Annotated in this window: 23 protein-coding genes; 11 read left to right on the top strand and 12 right to left on the bottom strand. The window is 43.4% G+C overall.

The window, feature by feature from the left end; all coding sequences use genetic code 11:
* Window positions 1–90: 90 nt before the first annotated feature.
* Entirely contained in the window at window positions 91–966 is an 876-nt protein-coding gene (locus ACQY73_RS27575) for a geranylgeranylglycerol-phosphate geranylgeranyltransferase (protein WP_428657387.1), read from the top strand.
* 33 nt (window positions 967–999) lie between these two features.
* On the top strand, window positions 1,000–1,704 hold the full coding sequence (locus ACQY73_RS27570) for a hypothetical protein (RefSeq protein ID WP_428657385.1): 705 nt from the start codon (window positions 1,000–1,002) through the stop codon (window positions 1,702–1,704).
* 89 nt (window positions 1,705–1,793) lie between these two features.
* On the opposite strand, the gene gldD is transcribed toward ACQY73_RS27570, so the two are convergent.
* Together gldD and ACQY73_RS27560 are read right to left on the bottom strand one after the other, a co-directional pair.
* A complete protein-coding gene (gene gldD, locus ACQY73_RS27565) occupies window positions 1,794–2,468 on the bottom strand; it encodes a gliding motility lipoprotein GldD (protein ID WP_428657383.1) in 675 nt (224 codons plus the stop codon).
* Window positions 2,458–3,216, bottom strand: coding sequence for a biotin--[acetyl-CoA-carboxylase] ligase (locus ACQY73_RS27560; RefSeq protein WP_428657381.1), 759 nt, complete (start codon window positions 3,214–3,216; stop codon window positions 2,458–2,460). Before ACQY73_RS27560 ends, gldD begins: the two co-directional genes overlap by 11 nt.
* Window positions 3,217–3,262: 46 nt before the next feature.
* Between ACQY73_RS27560 and rsfS the strand changes: the two genes are divergently transcribed.
* The 3 genes from rsfS to ACQY73_RS27545 all read left to right on the top strand — a co-directional run bounded on the left by rsfS (window position 3,263) and on the right by ACQY73_RS27545 (window position 6,254).
* The gene (gene rsfS, locus ACQY73_RS27555; RefSeq protein WP_428657379.1) at window positions 3,263–3,646 is read left to right on the top strand and encodes a ribosome silencing factor; all 384 of its coding nucleotides are present in this window, start codon (window positions 3,263–3,265) and stop codon (window positions 3,644–3,646) included.
* Between the two features lie 192 nt (window positions 3,647–3,838).
* The gene (gene ftsH / locus ACQY73_RS27550; protein ID WP_428657377.1) at window positions 3,839–5,839 is read left to right on the top strand and encodes an ATP-dependent zinc metalloprotease FtsH; all 2,001 of its coding nucleotides are present in this window, start codon (window positions 3,839–3,841) and stop codon (window positions 5,837–5,839) included.
* A gap of 127 nt (window positions 5,840–5,966) precedes the next feature.
* Window positions 5,967–6,254 carry a YciI family protein gene (locus ACQY73_RS27545; protein ID WP_428657375.1) on the top strand — a complete coding sequence of 96 codons (288 nt, stop codon included), beginning with the start codon at window positions 5,967–5,969 and terminating at the stop codon, window positions 6,252–6,254.
* 65 nt (window positions 6,255–6,319) lie between these two features.
* On the opposite strand, the gene rpsU is transcribed toward ACQY73_RS27545, so the two are convergent.
* Window positions 6,320–6,514, bottom strand: coding sequence for a 30S ribosomal protein S21 (rpsU, locus tag ACQY73_RS27540; RefSeq protein ID WP_428657373.1), 195 nt, complete (start codon window positions 6,512–6,514; stop codon window positions 6,320–6,322).
* 128 nt (window positions 6,515–6,642) lie between these two features.
* Here rpsU and ACQY73_RS27535 point away from each other — a divergent pair, with 128 nt between their 5' ends.
* Window positions 6,643–7,575, top strand: a complete 933-nt coding sequence (locus ACQY73_RS27535; protein ID WP_428657371.1) for a phosphatase — start codon at window positions 6,643–6,645, stop codon at window positions 7,573–7,575.
* A gap of 129 nt (window positions 7,576–7,704) precedes the next feature.
* Here the strand turns inward: ACQY73_RS27535 and ACQY73_RS27530 are convergent, their stop codons facing one another.
* Together ACQY73_RS27530 and ACQY73_RS27525 are read right to left on the bottom strand one after the other, a co-directional pair.
* Complete coding sequence (locus tag ACQY73_RS27530; protein ID WP_428657369.1) at window positions 7,705–9,420, bottom strand: IlvD/Edd family dehydratase; 1,716 nt, start codon at window positions 9,418–9,420, stop codon at window positions 7,705–7,707.
* A gap of 172 nt (window positions 9,421–9,592) precedes the next feature.
* The gene (locus ACQY73_RS27525) at window positions 9,593–10,015 is read right to left on the bottom strand and encodes an ABA4-like family protein (RefSeq protein WP_428668546.1); all 423 of its coding nucleotides are present in this window, start codon (window positions 10,013–10,015) and stop codon (window positions 9,593–9,595) included.
* 164 nt (window positions 10,016–10,179) lie between these two features.
* On the opposite strand from ACQY73_RS27525, the gene ACQY73_RS27520 reads away from it, so the two are divergent.
* The 4 genes from ACQY73_RS27520 to ACQY73_RS27505 all read left to right on the top strand — a co-directional run bounded on the left by ACQY73_RS27520 (window position 10,180) and on the right by ACQY73_RS27505 (window position 12,836).
* Window positions 10,180–10,734: a cob(I)yrinic acid a,c-diamide adenosyltransferase gene (locus ACQY73_RS27520; protein ID WP_428657367.1), complete on the top strand. Its 555-nt coding sequence runs from the start codon at window positions 10,180–10,182 to the stop codon at window positions 10,732–10,734.
* Between the two features lie 319 nt (window positions 10,735–11,053).
* Window positions 11,054–12,121, top strand: coding sequence for a branched-chain amino acid aminotransferase (locus tag ACQY73_RS27515; protein WP_428657365.1), 1,068 nt, complete (start codon window positions 11,054–11,056; stop codon window positions 12,119–12,121).
* 110 nt (window positions 12,122–12,231) lie between these two features.
* A complete protein-coding gene (locus ACQY73_RS27510; protein WP_428657363.1) occupies window positions 12,232–12,441 on the top strand; it encodes a hypothetical protein in 210 nt (69 codons plus the stop codon).
* 38 nt (window positions 12,442–12,479) lie between these two features.
* Window positions 12,480–12,836: a type II toxin-antitoxin system VapC family toxin gene (locus ACQY73_RS27505; RefSeq protein WP_428668544.1), complete on the top strand. Its 357-nt coding sequence runs from the start codon at window positions 12,480–12,482 to the stop codon at window positions 12,834–12,836.
* A 60-nt stretch (window positions 12,837–12,896) separates the two neighbouring features.
* Here ACQY73_RS27505 and ACQY73_RS27500 read toward each other — a convergent pair whose 3' ends face one another.
* Window positions 12,897–13,637, bottom strand: a complete 741-nt coding sequence (locus tag ACQY73_RS27500) for a glycosyltransferase family 2 protein (RefSeq protein WP_428657361.1) — start codon at window positions 13,635–13,637, stop codon at window positions 12,897–12,899.
* Window positions 13,638–13,687: 50 nt separating this feature from the next.
* On the opposite strand from ACQY73_RS27500, the gene ACQY73_RS27495 reads away from it, so the two are divergent.
* A complete protein-coding gene (locus tag ACQY73_RS27495; protein ID WP_428657359.1) occupies window positions 13,688–14,956 on the top strand; it encodes a DoxX family protein in 1,269 nt (422 codons plus the stop codon).
* Here the strand turns inward: ACQY73_RS27495 and ACQY73_RS27490 are convergent.
* The 6 genes from ACQY73_RS27490 to ACQY73_RS27465 all read right to left on the bottom strand — a co-directional run bounded on the left by ACQY73_RS27490 (window position 14,946) and on the right by ACQY73_RS27465 (window position 23,261).
* Window positions 14,946–16,799: a tetratricopeptide repeat-containing sensor histidine kinase gene (locus ACQY73_RS27490; RefSeq protein WP_428657357.1), complete on the bottom strand. Its 1,854-nt coding sequence runs from the start codon at window positions 16,797–16,799 to the stop codon at window positions 14,946–14,948. The two genes, ACQY73_RS27495 and ACQY73_RS27490, sit on opposite strands and share 11 nt — an antisense overlap.
* A 397-nt stretch (window positions 16,800–17,196) precedes the next feature.
* Entirely contained in the window at window positions 17,197–17,532 is a 336-nt protein-coding gene (locus ACQY73_RS27485) for a type II toxin-antitoxin system RelE/ParE family toxin (RefSeq protein WP_428657355.1), read from the bottom strand.
* Window positions 17,529–17,756: a hypothetical protein gene (locus tag ACQY73_RS27480; protein ID WP_428657353.1), complete on the bottom strand. Its 228-nt coding sequence runs from the start codon at window positions 17,754–17,756 to the stop codon at window positions 17,529–17,531. The genes ACQY73_RS27485 and ACQY73_RS27480 overlap by 4 nt, the downstream gene beginning before the upstream one ends.
* 109 nt (window positions 17,757–17,865) lie before the next feature.
* On the bottom strand, window positions 17,866–19,437 hold the full coding sequence (locus ACQY73_RS27475; RefSeq protein ID WP_428657351.1) for an N-acyl-D-amino-acid deacylase family protein: 1,572 nt from the start codon (window positions 19,435–19,437) through the stop codon (window positions 17,866–17,868).
* Window positions 19,438–19,622: 185 nt separating this feature from the next.
* Entirely contained in the window at window positions 19,623–21,437 is a 1,815-nt protein-coding gene (locus ACQY73_RS27470) for a M14 family metallopeptidase (RefSeq protein ID WP_428657349.1), read from the bottom strand.
* A gap of 51 nt (window positions 21,438–21,488) precedes the next feature.
* Window positions 21,489–23,261 (bottom strand): M14 family metallopeptidase, encoded by a 1,773-nt coding sequence (locus ACQY73_RS27465; protein ID WP_428657347.1) that lies wholly within the window; start codon window positions 23,259–23,261, stop codon window positions 21,489–21,491.
* Window positions 23,262–23,436: the final 175 nt, after the last annotated feature.

Below are 23,436 nucleotides of genomic sequence, written 5' to 3'. Positions count from 1 at the left end.
TTTATGAACTCTCGAAACGCTTCAAAATTATTCCGTGTTTTGTACTGAGTTGAAACCTTAATTCATCATTGGTCATATAACCCTTTCTCATTGAAAAGACGACTATCCATAAAAGATGTAGTGCTTGGCTTTCTGCGACTTATCCGCTGGCCCAATCTTCTTATAATTGCAGTGACCCAGTACATGGCGCGGCTTTTTTTGGTCGGCCCGACTCACGACTGGCAGTCGATCGTAGGTGAAACTTCCATCTTTTTAATTACCCTTTCTACCGTGCTCGTTGCGGCGGCGGGCTACATCATCAATGATTATTTTGACATAAAAATCGACCTTATCAACAAACCCGAACGGGTCATTATCGGGCGCTATCTCAAACGCCGGGTAGCCATGGGCGCACATCAGGTACTGAGCGTGATTGGATGTTTTCTGGGGTTATTTGTCAGTAAATGGATATTCCTGATCAGCGTTTTATCGGTGACGTTGCTCTGGTTTTACGCTTCCTACTTCAAAAAACGTCCTTTCATCGGTAATCTTATTGTTTCGTTACTGACAGCACTTTCACTCATTATTTTGGCTGTTTACTATCCTCAAAATCGTGATTTGGTGATCCTGTACGCACTTTTTGCTTTCGGCATCACCATGATACGAGAAATCATCAAAGACATGGAAGATGTACGCGGCGATGTATCGCACGGGTGCCGTACGCTTCCTATTATTTGGGGAATTCCCCGCACTAAGTTATTTCTTTATTTGCTCATTGGTCTGTTCATTCCTACGCTTTTTATGGCAGCCCATTGGCTTCATAATGAACGCCTTGGTTGGATGTTTGCAGGATTGGCGCTATTGACCGGTTGGTTGGTTTACCGTTTAATATATGCCGATACGAAACGCGAATTTGGAGCGTTAAGCAGTTTATGCAAACTCATTACGCTGATTGGCATGGTTAGCATGGTATGGATTGTTTTTTAAATTTGACTCATTATTCACGTTTTACCCCAATTAATGATGAAAAAATACGCTTTGATCAGTCTTCTCTTAATCACTGTGGTGATCAGTACGCGCATTCAAGCCCAAAAATGCCTGGGAATCAGTGTAAAATCCGGAATGGGTTATGAAATGGCCACTTACAACGGAAAAGATAAACTCACCGGTAAAATTCTTTACAACATCAAAGAGGTTAATACCGAAAACGGCGCGACTGTTATGTCAATTGAAATGCAATCGTTCGATGCCAAAGACAAACTTCAAACGACCAATGCCTATAAATGCTCCTGCAAAGGTAACGAACTGATGGTCGATATGACTTCTATGTTGGCAGGGCAGGAAAACCCCCTCTTTAAAGATGCCCAAATGACATTCAGTTCTACCGATCTCATTTACAGTGATTCGTATACGGTAGGCGCTGCCCTTAAAGATGCCTCCCTCAAAGGACAGGGAACCATGGGTGGCGGGATGAACCTCACATATGAAATGTTGATGAGCAATCGAAAAGTAGCCGGACAGGAGACCATCACTACACCTGCAGGTACATTTAATGCCTTTAAAATCACTTCGGATATGAAGGTTAGCACTAAAACAATTATGAATATTTCATTTGATTTTCAGGCGGTAAGCTTCAGAGCACCCAATGTATTATGGGATGTACGTTCGGAAACTTATCGGAAAGATAAATTGATGGCTTACAGCATACTCACAAAGATTTTCTAAGAGGCCAATCGCCATAAACAATAAAAACGGCTCTTCATGCATTATGAAGAGCCGTTTTTATTATCAACTGTCAAAAATTCAAGTACAACTTATTTTTTCCATTTCAGCGTATTCAACAAGTGCATAACATCCTTTTTGAGGTAGTCTATGGCGGGCTGAAGCGAGTCCTGCTTATCGGCAATTGTAAAATAAAGCGCCCCTCGGAGATAATGATTGGTAGAATCCGTGGTAAAAAACTGGGTATAACTTGGTACATCGCCTGCTATTTCAAAAATAACCGCCGTTCGGCCCGATTTTGTTTTGATCACCTGCTCCCTGATTCCTGTTGCTCTGACCTGATGTTTTCCTGCCAATCTGTACGCATCATTGATAAAACCTGACAAACGTTGCGGATTATGCTGCACAGGTTTATAAGTTAATTGAATACTTGCGTTCAAAGAAGGATAATTGACAAAGATCCAGTGCGGTTCGGCCATTCTGAAAGTATCCGGCAGAATCACGGCACTTTTGGAATATTCAAATGAATAAGGATGAGCTTCTTTCAACAATTGATACGTTTGAGGAGGCAAGTCCATACGCGGATACCCCTTGGGTTTTGGGGCGTAATCGGGCGTTGAATTACCGCACGAACTCAACAAAACACAAAACGCAAATGCGAAAAGGCTGTACCGAAGAAGGATTGATATCTCCCTGACGCTCAACTCATTCTTTCTTTCAGTTCCAGACTCCCGGTTTTCGACTCCTGTTGGCTGATTAAAACACATAACTGATTTCCTTAAAATCAAAATATTCCAATTTATTGTTGATCTGAACCGCCAAGTGCCCCGTTTCGGCTACTCCCACAATCACTCCTTCTACCTCTTCACCTCTGCGTTGAAACAAATGCGGCTCCTGATAACGAAAAACATGTTGCAAATAACGTGTTTTCAGAAGGTCATACTTTCGATTGCGCAATAAAAGATAGTTTTTTTCCACAGAAGCCAACAAATCAGGCAGAAGTTCCTCCAATAAATATTCCTTTTTCGTTTCTAACCCAAGCGACGTAGCGCGCCCTTCTTCAAAATCCAATTGATTGATATTCAAACCTATTCCAACGATTGAACTTTCAACGCGGCTTCCCTGTACTGTATTCTCAATCAGGATTCCGCCTAATTTTTGATTTTTTACGTATATGTCATTAGGCCATTTAATTTTCAAAAAATTCCCCAAATAAGGACTCAAAAAATCGTAAACGCCTAAGGATACGGCAATGTTAAGCCGAAATTGCTCGCCCGGCGTCAAAAAGTGAGGGTGCAGGATCAGTGACAAAGTGAAATTCTCTCCCGGTTTGGCGAGCCAACGATTACCCCGTTGTCCACGACCCGCCATTTGGTGATCGGTTATGACAACGGTACCTTCAAGGCCTTCGCCTTGGCGCAACAAAACCGCCGCTTCGTCGTTAGTGGACTGACAAGATGGCAGATAATGTATTTTTTTTCCAATAAAAAGGGTTTTGGGCTTACTTTTGTACAAAATTTTTTAATTTTAGAATTGAATTGATGCAATTTAAAACTTACGCATGAAACAACGCAAATCGAATAGTATATCTTCAGAAGAACTGTGCCAACTGGTTGTGAAGGGAATGCAGGAAAAGAAAGCAGTGGATATTGTAGTGATGGACCTGCGAGAAATAAAAAACTCCATTACCGACTTCTTTGTTATTTGTACGGGTAACTCCGACACTCAAATTGATGCCATCGCTGATTCAGTAGAAGATGAAGTACAAAAAATTACCAATTCATTGCCCTGGCAGCGAGAAGGGCGTGAAGCAAAAGAATGGATTTTGATTGATTATGTGGATGTAGTAGTTCACGTTTTCAAAAAAGAACGCCGCGAATTCTACGGACTTGAGCAACTTTGGGGTGATGCCAAAGTTATCTACGTTGAAGAGGAATTTGCTTAAATGAACATTAGCCGGAAAAATAGTGTTTTCCTGTGGTGGATTCAATATAGTGAGTAGAGTAAAACCAGACCTATTTTCAAATAAACCATTTGTTAATTGTTTTTCGTCCTTGCAGCACAGACCCTTCTTTCATTGGTTTTGACTGGCTAAACGATTAATTATTAACCATTAACCGTTAACGATTCAATTATTATGTCCGAAAACAATGGAAATCCGCTCAACTCCAATAACCGCAATCCGCGCCGTTCCGGGTATCAGGGGTGGATTATTGCGGCATTGGTGTTAGCAATTTTGGGGATTACCTTCTTCAGTAAGAATACTGCGGTAAGGCCAATTACCCAAAAGAAATTTGAGAAGATGGTTCAAGCACATGAAGTGCAAAATATCGTCATTGTCAATAATGAATTTGTAGAGGTAACGCTTACTCCAAAAGCGTTGGAAGACCCGAAGTATCGGGCTTTGTTTGCCGACAAGCCTTATTTCGGCAGCGGAGGTCCTCAATTTCAGTTTGAAGTTACATCTGCCGATAAGTTTTTGGACGATTTCCAAAAGCTGAAACCCGATAGTGATTCAATTGACTACGATTTTGATCGCAGAAGCGATTGGACAGGCTTCCTGAGTACTTGGGGCTTCCTGATCATCATGATCTTGGCCATGTATTTTTTACTTGGACGAATGACCGGCGGCGGTGGTCCCGGTGGTCAGATATTCAATATCGGCCGTTCACGTGCTACTCTCTTTGATGCCGAAAATAAAGTTAAGATAACCTTCAGCGATGTTGCCGGTTTGGAAGAAGCCAAAGAAGAGATCAAGGAAATTGTGGATTACCTGAAAAGCCCGGGCAAATTTACCAAACTTGGGGCTAAGATTCCGAAAGGTGCCCTTTTGGTAGGCCCTCCAGGTACAGGAAAAACCCTCATTGCCAAAGCAGTTGCCGGCGAAGCAGGCGTTCCTTTCTTCTCGCTTTCAGGTTCCGATTTTGTGGAAATGTTTGTAGGAGTTGGTGCCGCCCGTGTGCGCGATTTGTTTAAACAAGCGAAAGAAAAAGCACCTTGTATCATCTTTATTGATGAGATTGATGCGGTAGGTCGTTCACGTGGCCGTGGGGCAATGCCCGGCGCAAATGATGAGCGTGAAAATACACTGAACTCTTTGTTAGTAGAAATGGACGGTTTTGCGACCGATTCAGGAATTATCATCATGGCCGCCACTAACCGTCCTGACGTACTTGACCCTGCGTTGTTGCGCCCGGGTCGTTTTGACCGTCAGATCTCAGTGGACAAACCCGATATCATCGGGCGTGAGGCTATTTTCAAAGTACACTTGAAACCTATCAAACTTTCTCCGGATGTAGATCCTAAAAAATTGGCGGCACAAACGCCCGGTTTTGCAGGTGCTGAAATTGCCAACGTTTGTAACGAAGCTGCCCTTATTGCCGCTCGTCGCGACCGGGAAGAAGTAACCATGCAGGATTTTCAAGATGCTATGGACCGTGTAATTGGCGGTTTGGAGAAAAAGAACAAGCTTATCTCTCCCGATGAGAAGAGAATAGTTGCTTACCACGAAGCAGGGCACGCAGTAGCAGGGTGGTTCCTTGAACACGCAGACCCATTGGTTAAAGTAACGATCGTACCGCGCGGTGTAGCGGCACTGGGATATGCACAGTACCTACCGCGTGAGCAGTATCTTTATCGAACTGAGCAGCTCATGGATGAGATGTGTATGACATTGGGTGGTCGTGCGGCAGAAGATGTTGTCTTTGGCAAAGTTTCTACGGGCGCTCTCAGTGACTTGGAACGCGTAACGAAACTGGCTCACAGCATGGTAACGGTCTATGGACTGAACGACAAGATCGGAAACATGTCTTACTACGATTCAAAACAGTCTGAGTATTCTTTCAATAAGCCTTATTCGGAAGAAACGGCTCGTATGATCGACGAAGAAATGCGTAAAATCATTGAGCAGGCTTACAATCGTTGTCACGCATTGCTTTCGGAGCATCGCGAAGCGTTGGAAGTGATCGCGAAAGAATTATTGGAAAAAGAAATATTGTTCCAAAGCGACTTGGAGCGTTTGATCGGAAAACGTCCTTTTGAAAGAGAGACGGTTTATCAAGCCTATATGAATACTGATACCGGCGGCGTTGTTCCGGACGATCAAGAAGCAGCAGAAGCAGCGACTGAAGTGAAATAAACATTCCGGCGTAGCTTGAAGGGTTAGAGATATAGGGGTAAAGGACGTTCGTTCTCCCTGATTTCTAACCCTTTTTTATATCTATTCCCTACTAAAATCTAACCTCTATAATTCTTTCTTATATTCTATGCTTTACGTAATTCATGCTTACGACTTTACTGACGAACAAGCGCTTAATCGCCGCATGGCCGTTAGAGCCAATCACTTAGAAGGTGCTAAACGACTGAAATCTACCGGCAATTTTGTTCTGGGAGGTGCCCTGCTGGACCTTGAAGGCAAGATGATCGGGTCAATGATGGTGGTCGATTTTGAAGAAGAGGTGCACCTGCATCAATGGCTTGATAATGACCCGTATGTAACCGGCAATGTATGGGAAAAAATAGATGTAAAACCATTTAAAATGGCTGATGTCTAGAAGCACAAAAAGGCACTGCGACGAATCACAGTGCCTTGCTATATATATTTTGTAATCTTAATGGCTTATAATTCTTCGCCTTCGCGCATTTTTTGCACGTAAGAGGCATGAATCACTTGCTGACGACGTTTCACTGATTTTTTCTCGAAAGCAGAGCGTGAACGCAATTCTTTCAAAACTCCGGTCTTTTCAAATTTCTTCTTGAAACGTTTGAGTGCCTTGTCAATTGATTCGTTTTCTTTGATTTGTACGACGAGCATATGTGTTTATGTTTATATCTTTTTTAAAACGGACTGCAAAAATAAAAGTCTGCTCTTAAAAAATCAACTTTATTTGTGTTTTTGTTTCAGTTATTTACGCGCACCAAGAAATCATCCCTTCCGGACACATGAAGTACGCCATTATTGACCTCGGTACCAATACCTTCCATTTGTTGATCATTGAAAAAAGCGCGGAGAGAATTACGCCTGTTTTTAAAACACTTGTTCCTGCCAAAATCGGAAAATCAGGTATAAATCAGGGGATTATCACCGAAGAAGCAACTCAACGCGCCCTAAATGTATTGAAGCAATTTCGTCAAAAAATAGATGAATACGGTGTTGAGCTATCCAACACGAAGGCCATCGGTACCAGCGCCATTCGAAACGCAAAAAATGCAGAAGATTTTTGTACAACGGTACAACGTGAAACAGGAATTACCATTGAAGTTATTTCGGGCGACCGCGAAGCGGAATTAATCTACCAAGGCGTTCGACAGGGAATTGATTTGGGAGATAAGATGTCAGTCATTATGGACATTGGTGGCGGCAGTGTTGAATTTATCATTTGCAATGCTTCACGGGTTTTCCGGAAGCAAAGTTTTGAGATAGGTGGTCAACGGCTTCTGGAGCAATTTGTACTCACCGACCCTATTTCTCCCTCTGCGATTCAGCGAATGCATACTTATTTTCAGGAACAACTTTTACCGCTCGTAAATGCCGCTCACCAATACGCTCCGCAAACATTGGTAGGTTCATCAGGTTCGTTTGATACATTGACCGACATGGACTTTATGCATCGCCTTGGTCACTTACCTGACCCTCAACAAACGAGTTTTGAGATTTCTCAAGAAGAATTCGCGCGCGCTTACCACTTACTCACTACCCAAAGCCACGACGAGCGCATGACTATTCCCGGAATGATCGAGTTACGGGTCGACATGATCGTGCCGAGCGTTGTATTGATTCATCATGTATTGAAAAGTCTGAATATCAGTCGAATTCGCAGTACTACGTATGCGCTTAAAGAGGGAATCATGGAGTGGGTTACAGGGACGGATTAAAAATCCTTTTATTTGCTATTGGAGATTTGCAAATCTCCAATAGCAAATATTGTAGATTCCGAAGAGCAAATAAAAAGGCGTCTGACGATTTTGAATCGTCAGACGCCTCGCTATCATTAAGCAACGCAATTAGTGTGACTCTCTGCTTACTTTATCACCCGATTTTCCTATCAAAAAGTCAAAGTCACAACCTTCATGCGATTGGGTCACGTGCTCAATGTAGAGTTTGTTATGACCACGATTGTAACCCAGATCCAATGGCTTCCAAGCAGCACGACGGCGTGCGATCTCGTCGTCCGAAACGTGCCAGTGGATATATCGCTCGTGAATATCAATTTCAATGAGATCGCCGTTTTCAACCAATGCCAGATTCCCGCCAATGGCGCTTTCAGGAGACGCGTGCAACAGCACTGTTCCGTAGGCCGTTCCGCTCATGCGAGCGTCAGAAATACGCACCATGTCCGTTACTCCTTTTTCCAATAACTTTTTCGGCAATGCCATGTTTCCTACTTCCGGCATGCCCGGGTATCCTTTAGGACCTACATTTTTGAGCACCATCACACAGGTTTCGTCAATATTCAGTTCGGGGTCTTCAATGCGGGCGTGGTAATCTTCAATGGTTTCAAATACAACCGCCCTTCCTTTGTGTTTCATCAGATGCGCCGAAGCGGCTGAAGGTTTGATCACAGCCCCATTTTCGCACAGGTTCCCTTTAATTACCGCAATACCTCCTTCTTCCAAGATCGGTGTTTCTCCCGAAGCGATCACGTCAGGATTCCAGTTTTTAGCACTTAATGAATTATCAATCAATGATTTTCCATTTACAGTAATAACATTTTTGTGTAAATGTTCTTTAATTTCATTGATCACTACCTGCAAACCGCCCGCGTAGAAATAATCTTCCATGAGGTATTTACCGGAAGGCATTACATTCAATAAAAACGGCATCCGTGAACCTACACGGTCAAAATCATCCAATGTCAAATCTATGCCTACTCTACCCGCAATTGCCAGTAAATGCAGCACAAAATTGGTAGACCCTCCCACACCGGCGTTGACCATAATAGCATTTTCAAACGCTTCTCTTGTCAGTATTTTAGAAAGTGTCAGGTTTTCTTTCACCATTTCCACGATGCGCATTCCTGTCATGTGGGCATTCATTTTTTTGCGGGAATCTGCGGCAGGAATAGCCGAAAGTCCCGGCAAAGTAAGTCCCAAGGCTTCCGCCATTGTAGCCATTGTAGAGGCCGTGCCCATTGTGGAACAGTGACCAATGCTGCGACTCATGCAACTCTCGGCTTCTTCAAACTCTTCGGCAGTCATTTTGCCCGTTTTCAGATCATCGGCAAAACGCCATACGTCTGTTCCTGAACCAATGGCTTTTCCCTGAAAACGGCCCGCCAACATTGGCCCACCCGGCAATACAATTGTGGGCAAATCGACACTTGCCGCTCCCATAATGAGCGATGGAGTGGTTTTATCACAACCTGTAAGCAGCACAATGGCATCAAACGGATTGGCACGAATACTTTCTTCTACGGTCATACTGGCCAGGTTTCGGTATAACATGGCCGTAGGCCGAATAAGCGTTTCTCCCAACGACATCACCGGAAACTCTAATGGAAATCCACCCGCTTCATACACTCCATTCTTAACACTTTGTGCTAAATCACGAAAGTGAGCGTTGCAAGGTGTTACTTCCGACCACGTATTGCAGATCCCAATGACGGGTTTTCCTTTGAATTGATGCGGCGCGTGGCCTTGATTCTTCATCCAGCTACGGTAAATAAAACCATCTTTACCTTCTTTGCCAAACCAGTCTTGACTGCGGAGTTCCTGTTCCATTATATAATTTGGGGTTACTTAATTCAATACGTGCTTTACTACTGGAAAGCCGAAAACATTAAAATCTAATAATTGTTTGGACGAAGAAGGGCAGGATTTTTGAAATTAAACCAAAATGACCTCAAAAAAGGCATTTTATACGCTGCACCAATACTCTATCTTAACAACTTGACTATGTTGTTTTTCGCGTTTTCACAGTACGAACAAGCCAATACAGCAACAATCCGATCGGGCCCAACATAAAGCAGAAAAAGAGCGGCAATACGATCCATCCATGTCGAATATTGTTTTCTTCAGCATCTTTTAAGACAAAGCTGCCTGCCACCAAATCAAACGCTAAGTAGTGGATCCATCCCGCAAGTACTGCACCGTCTCCTCCATTTGAAAATAAACGCTTAACTCCCGCCAGCGAACCAAAATCGTTAAAATCCAACGGGCCGCCGCTGAAAATGAAGTACACATAAAAGCACGCCAGTAGAACCGGAATAAGATACGAACGTACTAACCATTGTGTAACATGCCAACGCGGTGCAAAAATCATGAGCAGCCATTGAGGCAGCACAAGGGTATTGACAATTTGAAAAGCGGTTTCCATCATTTGTTTTGTCGCGCTGAAAGCGTCTTTTTTACATCATTCAATTTACCGCAATTATGCAGATGGTAAACCGTTTTGCGTGTAAGTTTGTTGAAAATAACACAGCTACATGTTGGCATCTAAGATACACATAAACTACGGACGGGTCGTCCGTACCACAACAAATGAAAATTTATACAAAGACAGGCGATAAGGGTACCACTTCACTTGTGGGAGGTACTCGCGTAAGTAAAGCAGATCTGCGCATTGATACTTATGGTACAGTGGATGAGCTTAACTCCTACATTGGATTGGTACGCGACCAACCCGTCAATGAAGGGCGTCGTGAATTTTTAAAGTACATACAGGATCGCCTGTTTACAATTGGTTCTATATTGGCATCTGAGCCCGACAATAAAAAACATTTCATCCCTGATCTCCACGAAGAAGACATCACGGCGCTGGAACTTGCTATGGATGATATGAATACCTCACTCGAACCCATGCGCTCGTTCATTCTGCCCGGTGGTCATGTATCGGTTTCGTTTGGCCATGTAGCCCGTACCGTGTGCCGGCGTGCCGAACGTTTGGTGATAGCACTTAATGAATCCGAACCGGTAGAATCGGAAGTGATTCGGTACCTGAACCGGCTTTCTGATTATTTATTTGTGCTTTCACGAAAAATGGCACAGGAATTGGGTGTAGAAGAAATAAAATGGGCAGGGCGAAAATCATCGTAGGGGCAGGCCTTGCGTCTGCCCTTTTTGAATCTGATTTTCAGATTTCATCGAGCAAGGGGCGGAGGTAAACCCCGTCAAAAATGGATAGTGAATACGTCTAACTTTCAGACATGGGGCGGAGGTAAACCCCGCCCCTATGAGTACGATTCATTTTTTTTAATAACTAAACCGATATTTTCTTGTGTTTATGCTGAATTTTAAAAATATTTGCATTGACAACTAATTTTAGTCTTTTATCGAAAAAAGTGCCGGTGAAAGACAGTTTATACCTGAAAATCAGACACATTAATCGCTCACATACAGTAAACCACCAATCACAATGACAACGGACACATTGGCCATGGAAATCAAACGCGCAGAAGCTTCGCGTATCCATGAAGTAGATTTCGACAATTTGGTATTTGGTCGCCACTATTCAGACCACATGTTTGTCGCCGACTATATCAACGGCGAATGGACCAACCTTCAGATTGTCCCCTATGCCAACCTCAGCCTCAGCCCTGCAACCGCCGCTCTCCACTACGGGCAAGCGATTTTTGAAGGAATGAAAGCTTACAAAAACGAAGCAGGAGAGCCGCTTATGTTTCGTCCGTTGGACAACTGGGCACGCTTTAACAAATCGGCAGTGCGCATGTGTATGCCGGAAGTTCCTGAAGAAATTTTCATGGGCGGTCTCACAGAATTGCTTCGCACAGATGCGGCCTGGATTCCAACTGCACCCGATTCTTCTTTGTACATTCGTCCATATATGTTCTCAACTGACGCATACATCGGTGTAAAACCTTCTGATACCTATAAATTTATTATTTTCTCCGGGCCGGTAGGTAAATATTACTCTAAACCACCACGCGTAAAAGTAGAGCAACACTATATCCGCGCCGCAGAAGGTGGAGTAGGTGCCGCCAAATGTGCCGGTAATTACGGTGGGTCTTTGTATCCCGCTCGTTTGGCCCAACAACAGGGCTATGACCAGATCATCTGGACCGACGCTCGTGACCACGCATTTGTGGAAGAATCAGGCACGATGAATGTCATGTTTGTTATTGATGGTAAACTTATCACGCCGGCCACTTCTGATACGATCCTGAACGGAGTAACCCGTAACAGTATCGTAGACATCGCTCATCACTGGAACATTCCCGTGGAAGAACGTAAAGTTTCGATCAAAGAAGTAATTGATGCCTTGAAAGAAGGACGTCTGGAAGCTGCGTTTGGAGCAGGTACTGCCGTGGTAGTGTCACCGTTCGGCGTGATTGGCTTCGAAGGCACTGACTACGAACTTCCTGCCATAACCGAAGAATCTTTTGTAGCACGTGCCAAAGCATTTTTGACTGACATCCGTACCGGAAAAACCGAAGATCCGTTTGGCTGGGTACTGAAAGCCTAACCGGTCAGAGCATTTATAAATCAAACTCAAAGCGTCGGACGGTTACAGTCTGACGCTTTTTGTATGTTTTGAGGTTTTGAAATGTTAAATTTGTAAAAAATGTCGCATATATGTACACCGCAATAAAAGGAATTTATGAAAATGGAGTGCTGACGATGACAGAAACTCCTCCTCAAGTTAAGAAATCAGAAGTTGTCATCTTATTTATGAATGATTCTGAAGCTCCGAAAAAGGGAGTTAAATTAGGCAGTTTAGAAGATAAGTACAGTATTCCGGACAATTTCAATGAACCACTGGACGACCTAAAAGAGTATATGTAATGGCATATATTGTTGATACTCAAATTTTTATTTGAAGCATTATTAGCCCCAACAAATTATCTAGCCACGTCAAAGAATTACTTCAAAACAACCAAATTTTGGTTTGTCATATTAGTTTATTCGAGATTGCCATTAAACAAAAAATCGGCAAATTATCTGAATTAACGCTACCAATTGATGCTTTGATAAAGCAAGCCATATCAGATAATTTCTCGTTTCTCAGTATTTCGACTTCTCACATAGCTTCATACGATGCCGTACCATTGGCAGAAACGCATAAAGACCCTTTTGATAGACTTATCATTGCAACTGCAATAGCTGAAAACTTACCTATTATTTCAGCCGATGAAAAATTCAGACTCTATAATGATCTCATTACACTTGTCGAAGCCTAACGGTAGTAAATTCTATATCTTTCTCGATACTATTTTCTTACTTATGTCGCAAGTAAGTCTTTATGACAATTTCTTATATTTCAAATAAGTATACCGAGCATTTTCTTTGGCGATAAACCAACCGTAGTACCCATCCAAAAAGCCGAATTTGAAAATATATTCCATCAGAAACCGAAAAGCAGGACTGAGATAGATTTTAATAAAATTAGCCTTTTTGCCCAATTTGCGCCCTTTTTCAGCAAAAAGCGTACTGTAACGGTTTGTTTTTTCTTCAAATTGTTGAGGCGTATCAACGGTATAATGGTGTACGTAACCGGTCAGTCTTTTAATACTATGTTCGGGTTTAAGCGTCAGCCCTTCATGAACCGCGTCGGTATTCCACTGTATCTTCTTTTTGTTAAAAATACGAACGTGCGATTCGGGATTCCAACCACCAAAGCGAATTAATTTTCCCGCAAAAACCGTCCGAAAAGGTAAATCATACGCATCGGCATCCGGTGCAGGGGTAAAGGCCTGTTTAATACTTTCAATCAACTCCGGGCTTATGACTTCATCATCATCCACGGATAGTATCCAATCGTGTTTCGCCCACAGATTACCAAAGTTTTTTTGTTCTGAATAGCCTGTCCAGGGACGTTCCAATACGTTAGCACCTGCCGCCCGCGCAACTTTGCGCGTAAGATCTGTACTTCCCGAGTCCACCACCACAATGTCGTTGGTAAGTGCTTTGAGTGCCTCAATCGTCTTAGCGATCTTTTTTTCCTGATTTACAGTAATGATAACAGCTGAAAGCGATGTCATGGCATGTTTTTTTATAGATTTCAGGTATGCAACCTAATCTTTTATCCTCAATGGAACAAGTGCTCACACCTTCTGTAAAATGGACATTTATTGAAAAAATCAGCTTCCGATTCTTTTTTCTGTTTTTCGTACTTCAGATTTTCCCCTTTCCGCTCGGTTATTTGCTCGACAATGGTTTTTATAACGATGCCTGGACATGGCCCATCAATTGGGCGGGCAACACTTTTTTTGATATACCCGAAATTTCTGTTCGGCCCAACGGCAGCGGCGATACTACGTGGAACTGGATTCAATTATTTCTGATAACCTGCTTATCTTTTTTCGGAACTGCCGTATGGACCGCAATAGACTCCAAAAAAACCAATTACAATAAATTAAACTACTGGTTTAGCGTAATAGTACGTTTTTATCTGGGCATTACGATGCTTTCGTATGGTTTTGCCAAAGTATTTTTCTCTCAATTCGGCACCGTAACCTCGTATCGGTTATATGAACAATTCGGCGATATGAGCCCCATGGGGCTGCTTTGGACATTTATGGCCTTCTCCAAAGGCTATCAATTCTTCACGGGTTTAGGCGAGGTTGTTGGTGGATTTCTTCTCTTTTTCCGCCGTACTACTTTGATTGGAAGCCTTGTTTTGATCGGTGTAATGAGCAACGTAGTTTTGCTTAACTTTTTCTACGATGTTCCTGTCAAAATTTTCTCTTCGCTGCTTTTATCCATGGCATTCTATTTAGCGGCAGCGGACTTAAAACGCTTGATGAACCTATTTTTCCTAAATCGCCCCGTACCTGCTCGAACATATCCGCTTTATTCTCAAAAAAAATGGTTCAAATGGTCGCGTATTGTTCTTAAAACATTAATTATCGGTGGTATTGGTACTGTTCTTATTTTACAGGGTATTAATTCATTAAAATACCAGAAAAGCCCCCAATCCGCTTTTTACGGCCCTTATCAGGTCAAACAATTTAAGCGTAATCAACTGGATGTTCCCCTTACTGACACACTACGTTGGGAACGTATGTTTGTAGACCGGCGCGGCGCTACTGACATCATTGCCATTACGAATCAATACGGAATGCAACAACGTATTGGCTTTGAACGAAACGAAAAAAAGAAAAGCATTGTGCTAAGTGAGTGGTTATCGAACGACAAAAAACACCCGTTCACTTACGTTCAACCCGACTCTAACACGTTGATTTTAAGCGGCAAATGGAACAATGATTCTTTATATCTTGAACTTCAAAAAATGCATAAGAAATTTCAGCTTATTCATCGTGGATTTCATTGGGTCAATGAGCAACCTTTCAATAAATAGGATAAATCGGCAACAGCGGCGTAGCGAGGGGAAGTACCAGTTCGATGGTAGTTCCATTATTCGGAGCCGACTGAACGGTTAAACTTCCGTCGAGTTCTTCGACCCGTTTTTCCATGTTGAACAGGCCGTTTCCGCTCCCTTTCACCAAGTCCTTATCAAAGCCCACACCATTGTCTTTGATGCTTAAATGCAGTTGTTGATTTTTGTTAAAGATATTGATCCAAACATGGCTCGCCTGCGCATATTTAGCCGCATTGTTAATGGCTTCTTTGAAGATCAGGTAAAAATTATACTGTTGATTGGAAGGCAATTTATACCCTTTCAGGTCTTCCGCAACACAAAATTCGTACTTAATACGTTTAGGGTCAAGCATTTCTGACGCAAAAATATTCATTTTAGTCGTAATACTTTCCAAGCTGTCGTTCATAGGGCGGGTGGTCCAGATAATATCCCGAATTGTACTCACCGTTCGCTGCGAATTAATGCTTATCAAGTCCAATAATTCCTTTAATTGCTCATCTTTCCCTTTCAATTGTCGTTTGGCCGCCTGACTCAGCATCGCAACACCGCTTAGTGTAGCGCCCAAATCATCGTGCAGATCACGCGCAATCTGACTGCGAATTCTGTCTGATAGCTGCAATTGTCTGATCGTTTCTGCCTGCGTTTTTTGGGCATCACGAATTTGTTTCAGACGATTTCGGTAAAAAGCATAACTTAATACGCCAACCAAAATGACAATAACTGTCGCCAACAAAATGATCCAGTAGGTCTGGCTGCGCAGCTCGCCCTCCTGCTCTGCCTTTATTTGCTTGAGTCGTTGATTTTCTCTGTCTTTTTCAAATGCGGCATATTTCAGCTCAACCAATTCTGCACGTACCACATTTTTCTTTCGTTCTATCGAATCATTCAGTGTTTTGTATGTTTGAAAATAATCAAGTGCTTCTCTATAATTTCCCTGTATCTCTGACAGTTGCGCCATTTCCTGATTAATATGCGCTATTTCAACAATAGAGCCAAACTGTGTTGCTGTATCAAGTGCTTTTTGGAAGTAAACCTTAGCACTGTCGATATTCTGTTGCAGGCGAAATGTTTTGGCTGTTTCTTCATAGCACTGGATTTGAAGCAATTTCTCTCCATATTGTTGACTTTGTACCGTAGCTTGCCCAAGATACCCCAATGCGAGCGAAAATTCCCGGCGATCATTGTAATTTCGGGCAATTCCTAATAAAATCTGGGGTAATATCTGATAATTTTGATCGGCTTGTTTGGCCAATCTAAGGCCTTTTTCCAAATACTTGAGCGACTCTTCATAGCGGCCCATGCGACGGTATAAATCTCCGATCTGCTCGTGATTAACCGCCATTCCCCGTTTTTGATCCGTTTTTTTATTCAGCTCCAAAGCACGAAATGTATAGTCCACTGCTTTGTCAAGTTGATTCATGCTTTTGTAATTCTCGGCAATATTATTGAGGCAGATCGCTCTGCCACGCTCCCACCCCGATTGCTCAAAAAGCTTTAATGCCGTCAGATAATATTCCTGACCTTTGGCATAATTTCCCTCCAACGACTCCAAAATGGCGTAATTGATGAAACTTTGCCCCAAATTGACTTTATTATTTAGCTTTTTAGCTAATTGATTGGCCTCATTGGCATAACGCCAAGCGGTGGTTTGATCTATTTCGGAGAGTCTATAAGCCAGACGATGAAGCGTAACAACTCGTGCGCTGTCTTTTACAGGATGCGTATCTAACCAGTACCGTAGGCTATCAACCAGGCGGTTTTGAGCCACCAATCCAACGCTAACTGTAGAAAGCAACAAAAAAAAAGCAACACGAAATGCCATAAAAAATTGACCGGGAACAGTGGTTGATGGAGCGAAGTTGCTAATTTTCCAATACCTTACCTAGTACAATTTAGTTAATGGTAACAGAATCAAAATTCAGTATTGCTCAGACCTGCATTTAGAATTCGCACAAAATGCCGAGTATGGGTCCAATTCTCTATCTGAGCCTACAGGAAGTGTTTATTTTGGCCGGAGATACAAGGCTTTCCCTGCCATTTCGACGCTTTTATTCTACAAAAACAACCCGATCATTGAATTTACATACATCGTTATTCCAACACGCCCAACATGGAGGTTGGCTGTACAAAACTGATCACAAATCAATTGTGGTATTATGGATATGGGGAAGATCCGGGATTTCGGGCAAGTGCTTGGGTAGAAGTGTAGGAAGATGAATTTATTCCAGAGCATCTTTAATAATTTTCATCAATTCATTTTTTTCAATCGTACTAAATTCAGATTTATCGTAGATAGAAATCAAATACACAATTTCGATATCTGTCTTTTTTTCAATGTAATAGGTAATAACCCTAAAACCACCACTTTTACCTCCCCCTTTACTTTTGCTTCGTAAACGAATTTTATGCAATCCACTTCCTAAGTCAGTACCTTTTCCCGGATTTGTTTCCAATTCTGCAATCAATTCTTCAAGTTCTTCCGTCAATGTACGAAACTTCTTTGCAAGACGTTTAAAGTCACGTTTGAAGTCTTCAAAAAGTTCTACCTGCGTCATTGAGCAAGTTCTTTTTTCAAATCAGCTAAAAATTCACGGGCGTTAGTTGTGGCAGCATTACCTGCTTTAAGCTTTTTTATTTCTTTTAAACCCTTCCGAATAGCAGGAAGCGAAATATCGTCCAAGACATCCTCATTCTCGCTGTTAATCAAAGCCTTAAGTTCATTTTTCACTTTCTTGGGCAATATTTTATATTGCTCATATAAAATTTGGGCAGTATTCATTATTTTCAATTGTATTTCCTAATACAAATATACTTTTATTCTTTTCCCCTTAATAACTTTTTGAAATGCTGTCTTATCACTAATCTGAGTTTCTTAGAATTTCCCAAATCTATTCCCCCTTTCGCAACACCTTTCCACTCCGCCGCCCGGTGTGTTTTTCATTATCTACAACCAACTCACCGTTTACAATGACGTATTTCATGCCGCGTGAATATTGATGCGGCCGGTCGTAAGTAGAAGCATCGATGATGGTAGCTTCGTCAAAAACGAGCACGTCGGCAACCATGTTGGGTTGAAGTATACCACGCCCCGTAAGTTTGAATTTTTGGGCGGGCAACGACGTCATGCGACGAATAGCTTCTTCCAACGGAATGATTTTCTTTTGTCGTACATAGTATCCCAATACACGTGCGTTGGTGCCATAACCGCGCGGATGCGGTACGCCAAAATTATAGACACGAATGGAAGCATCGGAGGCAAACATATTTTGCGGATAACGCATGATATTTTCCACATCCCAATCACCCATGCCGTGAAATACCATGCTTGCCCCGCCTTTCAGGGCCATTTCCACGATAGTTTCGGCTTCTGCCGTTGCTTTATGTTTGCGCCCTTTTAAAAGGTTGATCTCTTCGATATTCTTTCCGTTCAATGTCGTATCGGCATCGTAATACGCCACTACTGCGTAAGTGAAATGGTTTTGCTTACGTCGTTTAAGGGTCGCCACCATGTCTTTGATCATGCGCTGACGCGTTGCAGGATCATTGACACGCGCTTTAATGGAGTCCAATCCGCCTGCCAACGACCAACTTGGCAACAGCGTATTCAACCCCGTGCTGCTGGCGGTGTAAGGATATTGGTCAATGGTCACATCTATTCCTTCCCGTCGGGCGTTTTCGACGGCTGCAATCGTTTCCTTTGAGCGCCCCCAGTTATTTTGGCCGCTTACTTTAAAGTGTGAGATCTGTACAGGAATGGTAGCTTGACGACCAATAGCTACGGCTTCTTCAATGGCTGTCAACACCTCATCACCTTCATACCGGATATGCGAAGCATACACACCTCCGTAGCGAGCCGCTACTTTGGCCAAACCGACTATTTCTTCGGTTTTGGAGTATGTTCCGGGCACGTAGATCAAACCTGTAGCCAAACCAACCGCACCATCTTTCATGGCTTTTTCAACGATTGCTTCCATGCGTTGCTGCTCTTCCGACGTGGAAGATCGATTGACGGTTCCCATTACTGCTTTTCTAACGTCATTATGACCAATCATTGAAGCGACGTTAACGGACGTTTTTACACTGTCCAATTGTCTGAAATACAATCCTAGGTCAACATTGGACAAACCGCAGTTACCCGTCACAACCGTTGTGACACCATCGTAAATGAAGTTATCGGCGGTAGGGAGTTTAAATTCATCTTCTTCGATATGGGTATGCACGTCAATGAATCCGGGGCAGACGATCAAGCCTTTGGCATCCAATATTGTCTTGGCAGTAGTGGTCGACAACTGGCCTATCCGCGCAATTCTCCCATTTTTAATACCAACATCTCCGTAAAACCAAGCATTTCCGGTACCGTCCACAATCTTACCTCCGCGTACAAGCACATCAAATTCCTGAGCAAAAACCGCCGTCGTTGTGAAGAATGTAAAAGAAGCTATCGTAAAAAGATGTTTCATGAAGTGGGCAAAAGTTAGGTTAAACGAAGAACGTAAAAAAATTGCGCAAAAAAAATTGGCTGGCCCAAAGGCCAACCAATTTATCATTCATATAAATGCAGAATTAATATCAACCTGTAGGGGCAGGCCTTGCGTCTGCCCTATCGCCGTTTTCGGGCAGACGCAAGGCCTGCCCCTACGGTTCGCTACTGGGTTTTGGAAATGACGCCACCTTTGCGGCTGTCAACTTCTACTGTCCATTTATCGGCTTTGCCTTTGACGATCCAGCGTACTTTCACGGCATTCCCACCGCCGCCGCCGAAACCGCCAAAACCGCCGCCACCACCAAAACCACCACCACCGACAGTTCCGGGAATGTTGGCTACTTCAATGGTTTGTGGGTTGAACTTCTGTTCTCTGGTGATTCCCAGATCTTCATTCTCAACGACCATTCCTGCCAATACTTGGGCATTTTTGAGCGTAATATAATCAGGGCGTTCGATTTTAAATCGCAGATCATGCGCCGAGTGGGTCGGAATAGCGCGTTGATTTTGGACTATGGCCGTAACTTCCGTCAAACCGTTGGCCAAAGTTTTGGATTTAATGTCAATGATTTCCAACTTAGGCATATGGTAGGCGTGCAGCATTGTGAAAGCCATGTTGCGGTGACCTTCTTCTTCCAACAAAAAGCCCGGCGTGTTACGGACATAATTGCGTTTGGTGCCGCCGATCTCAATATCACCGTATTGCGGGTGCTTAATGGGTTTCCATTTTACATAACCGTCACCCAATAACAAAAACTTATCAAATTCTTCGTATTCTGTGTTTTGATTGCGGTTTTCGGTTGAGTTTTTGTTGAACATCCGCCAAGACGTATTGATTTCATTAGAAAACATAAATACGCCGCGTCCCAAGCCGATCCAGTCTATTTCGCCGCCATACACCGTATAAAGGTCTTTCCAAAGAACATAATATTTATAGCCCGGGATCATTTTTTCACCCGTTTTTCCAATAACATCATACACAGAAATATCCGATTGCGGCACATATATGGCGTCTTCTTCTGCACCGGGAGGACGCAAAAACATCCCACCGGAGTTGTGATAGCTTTGGGCACCGGCAATGTTTGGATGCGAATAAAAGAATTTTTTTACATTTTGTGTTTCAGGCAATGTACCCGGATAGAAAAGGGCTCCTCCCTGAATGTAGTCCGGTTGCCATCCCCAACCCCAGTCGCGGTTAGGGTCATAAGAGCCCGGGTTATCTTCGTTCACACGGCCGTCACCATCGTTGTCAATTCCTTCAAAACCAAGCATTTCGTATTCTCCCTGCTCGTCCGGTTTGGCCAAGATCATGCGTCCCGGAAAGTCAGGATCAACTTTATATCGACCCGTAGGCGACTTGCGGCGCATGGTCACGATGTTGCCATCGCCATCCAGATCATCGTAGGTATCTTCATCTACCAAGCCATCACCGTCATCGTCCAACGGCATCATTCCTGAGCGTGACGAGCTGGTTGTGTTTGATTTATGAATAAAGTTTTCGTGCGCATCAGGGTTGAGTGACGGGATGATGTAGAACGTACGTCCTTTCAACATATCGGTCACAAAATCCATTTTGCCGAAACTTTCGGCCAAATACCATGCCGTATACATGGCAAACTGTGTTCCCTGCAACTCATTGGCGTGGATGTTTCCGTCGATCCAAAATGCAGGTTTGTGTTCAGGTTTACCGCTTTTAAAATCAGTAATGGTCATTACATACATTTCACGACCTTGGAAAGACTTTCCGATAGATTCGTATTTAACCAAATCCGGATAGGCTTTGGCCAATTCCTGCATCAGTTTATTGAATCCTGCGTAATCCATGTAATAATTCCAACCCCATTTTACTTTTGGATTGGCAGGCGTACCGATTGCCCGCATACCGTTAAGGTCCGGATCGGCAGATTGAGCCAGCGCCCCTTGCCCCAAAGCAGCGCAGAAAAGGGCTATAATGAATAGTTTTATGCTATTTTTCATCTTGTAAATTTCTTAACATTTGAGATTAGACTTCAGTCCCTTTTACGGCAGCTACTTCAACGTAACTTCCGTCGATTTTACACCTGCCGTAGGGCATCCCGCTTCAATGGTCAATTTACCGGTTCCTGACACCAACCATGTGTATTCTTCCGATTCATCAGAAGCAAGCGCTGAGCGCAGATTCAGGCGTCTGCCCGACACAATGGCTTGACCTGCTCCTAATTTAAGTTCTGTTTTAACTTTCTGAACAAAGCGAACACGGTCACCGATCTCAGCGTATGTTGGCAATAAGCCTTTGTTGATCACAGTGGCCGTCACACGCGTCAGGTTGTTGCCTAATGACTCGGTCTTTACATTCACCAATTGAATTTCGGGCATTTGAGCGCCTAACCCTGTCAGAAATTTCACATGTTTATCGGCAGCAGATGCCAGATATGACACCGGAGGGTTCAATTTTGAGAAAGGAACAATGCCTCCCACTTCCACTTTTTGACCGGGGAAATCAGGATGTTGAACCGTTTTCCAATCTACATAGACACCTGTTAGTTTTTCTTTGTCGGCCCATTTCAGAAAACGCGCATCCTCTTCGCCGGCATTAGCAGCACTTGCCGCTGCTGCGGCGGCACCACCGCCGCCCATCATACCACCCATGCGCCCACCGCCACCGGCAGGAGCATTTGGGGTTGTTGCAGGAGCATTTGGTGAAGGATTGGCAGGAGCAGCAGCACCTCTTCTGGTAGTATCTCTGGGAGCTTCTACTTTAGGTGCCCACCAACCGGGAGTGGTAAAACTGTAACGCCCAGCGTGATAATAGGCCGTTTGAGAGAAATTGGCACGCGTTTGTGGCATCGTCGGGGCATCTTTCAACCCTGTACGTCCATTGTATAATTTTGATACCTGATCCATGGCCTTGGCATCTTTCGCAAGCGGTCCTGACAAAATCCGACGGGCTACTCTTGATGCATCAAAACGCGGGGCTTCACTTAGGTTATTGTTGGGGCCGAAAGTAAGTACGGCAAAAATGTTAGGTGCCCGATATAAAAAGTCCAATAAGGCACGTACTTCGGGGGCTTCGGCCGCGTACTCACCTGCACCTGTTGTAAATATCTGATAATCGAAGGTAAAGTTTTTCTCAGGATTTACACCACCGATTCCATCTTCATTATAAGCGCCGTCTTTATCATTGTCGATGCCTTCTGTATATACTGCATATTTACCGCTTTCACCCTTGGCAGGATCAGCTTTGACTAAAATGCGCGCATCGTCTTTGCTTGTTACATACGTTCCCGCAGGATCTTCCACACGTATCCACGTTACCACTCCATCGCCGTTAAGGTCCTCAAATGGGTCTTCATCAACACGTCCGTCGCGGTCGTCGTCGGTTTTGGCATCGTTGGTCAAACGCTCATACTTCAGCTTGGCCGAGAATTGTTCCTGTGCGTCAGGATTCATGCTTGGTAAGAAATAAAACGTTTTGGTATCCAACAATTTAGCAACGCTGTCGGCATTGGCGGCTCCGAGTATTTTTTCAGCCGTTTGGATGGCCAATTCACTGCCTGCCAAATGCGTACCGTCCAGTCCGGCTACAACAAGAATGGCCGGTTTTTTGGTGGCATCCCCTTTTCCTAAGGTAAGCAACCACAGGTCGCGGCCGCCCGAGCTTTTGCCGACCGAGCTTACCGAAGCCAATGCACTGTACTTTGTGGAGAGATTTTTAAGTCTGGTGGAGAGTTGTGCGTGGCTATTGTATGTCGTTTGCGCTTCCAACGTCTGTGCAACGCATACAAATGCCAGTACTCCTCCATAGAGTAGTTGACGAATCATAAAGTTTGGTTTTTAGTGTTCAGTCCTATGTGCCGGGAAATCAGTTAAAAATCAGGAGAAAAAAATTTATTTCCAACCTTTACCTTTTCTTTCCGCACCATTGACAGGGCAAGTTAGCCAAGAAACTTTATACCAAATAGTTTGTTGTACTTTTGAGCGATAAAAACCGAAATTT

This window comes from Runella sp., from assembly GCF_965279615.1.
Classification (GTDB): Bacteria; Bacteroidota; Bacteroidia; order Cytophagales; family Spirosomataceae; genus Runella.
This window is presented reverse-complemented; position numbering and strand designations above follow the sequence as displayed.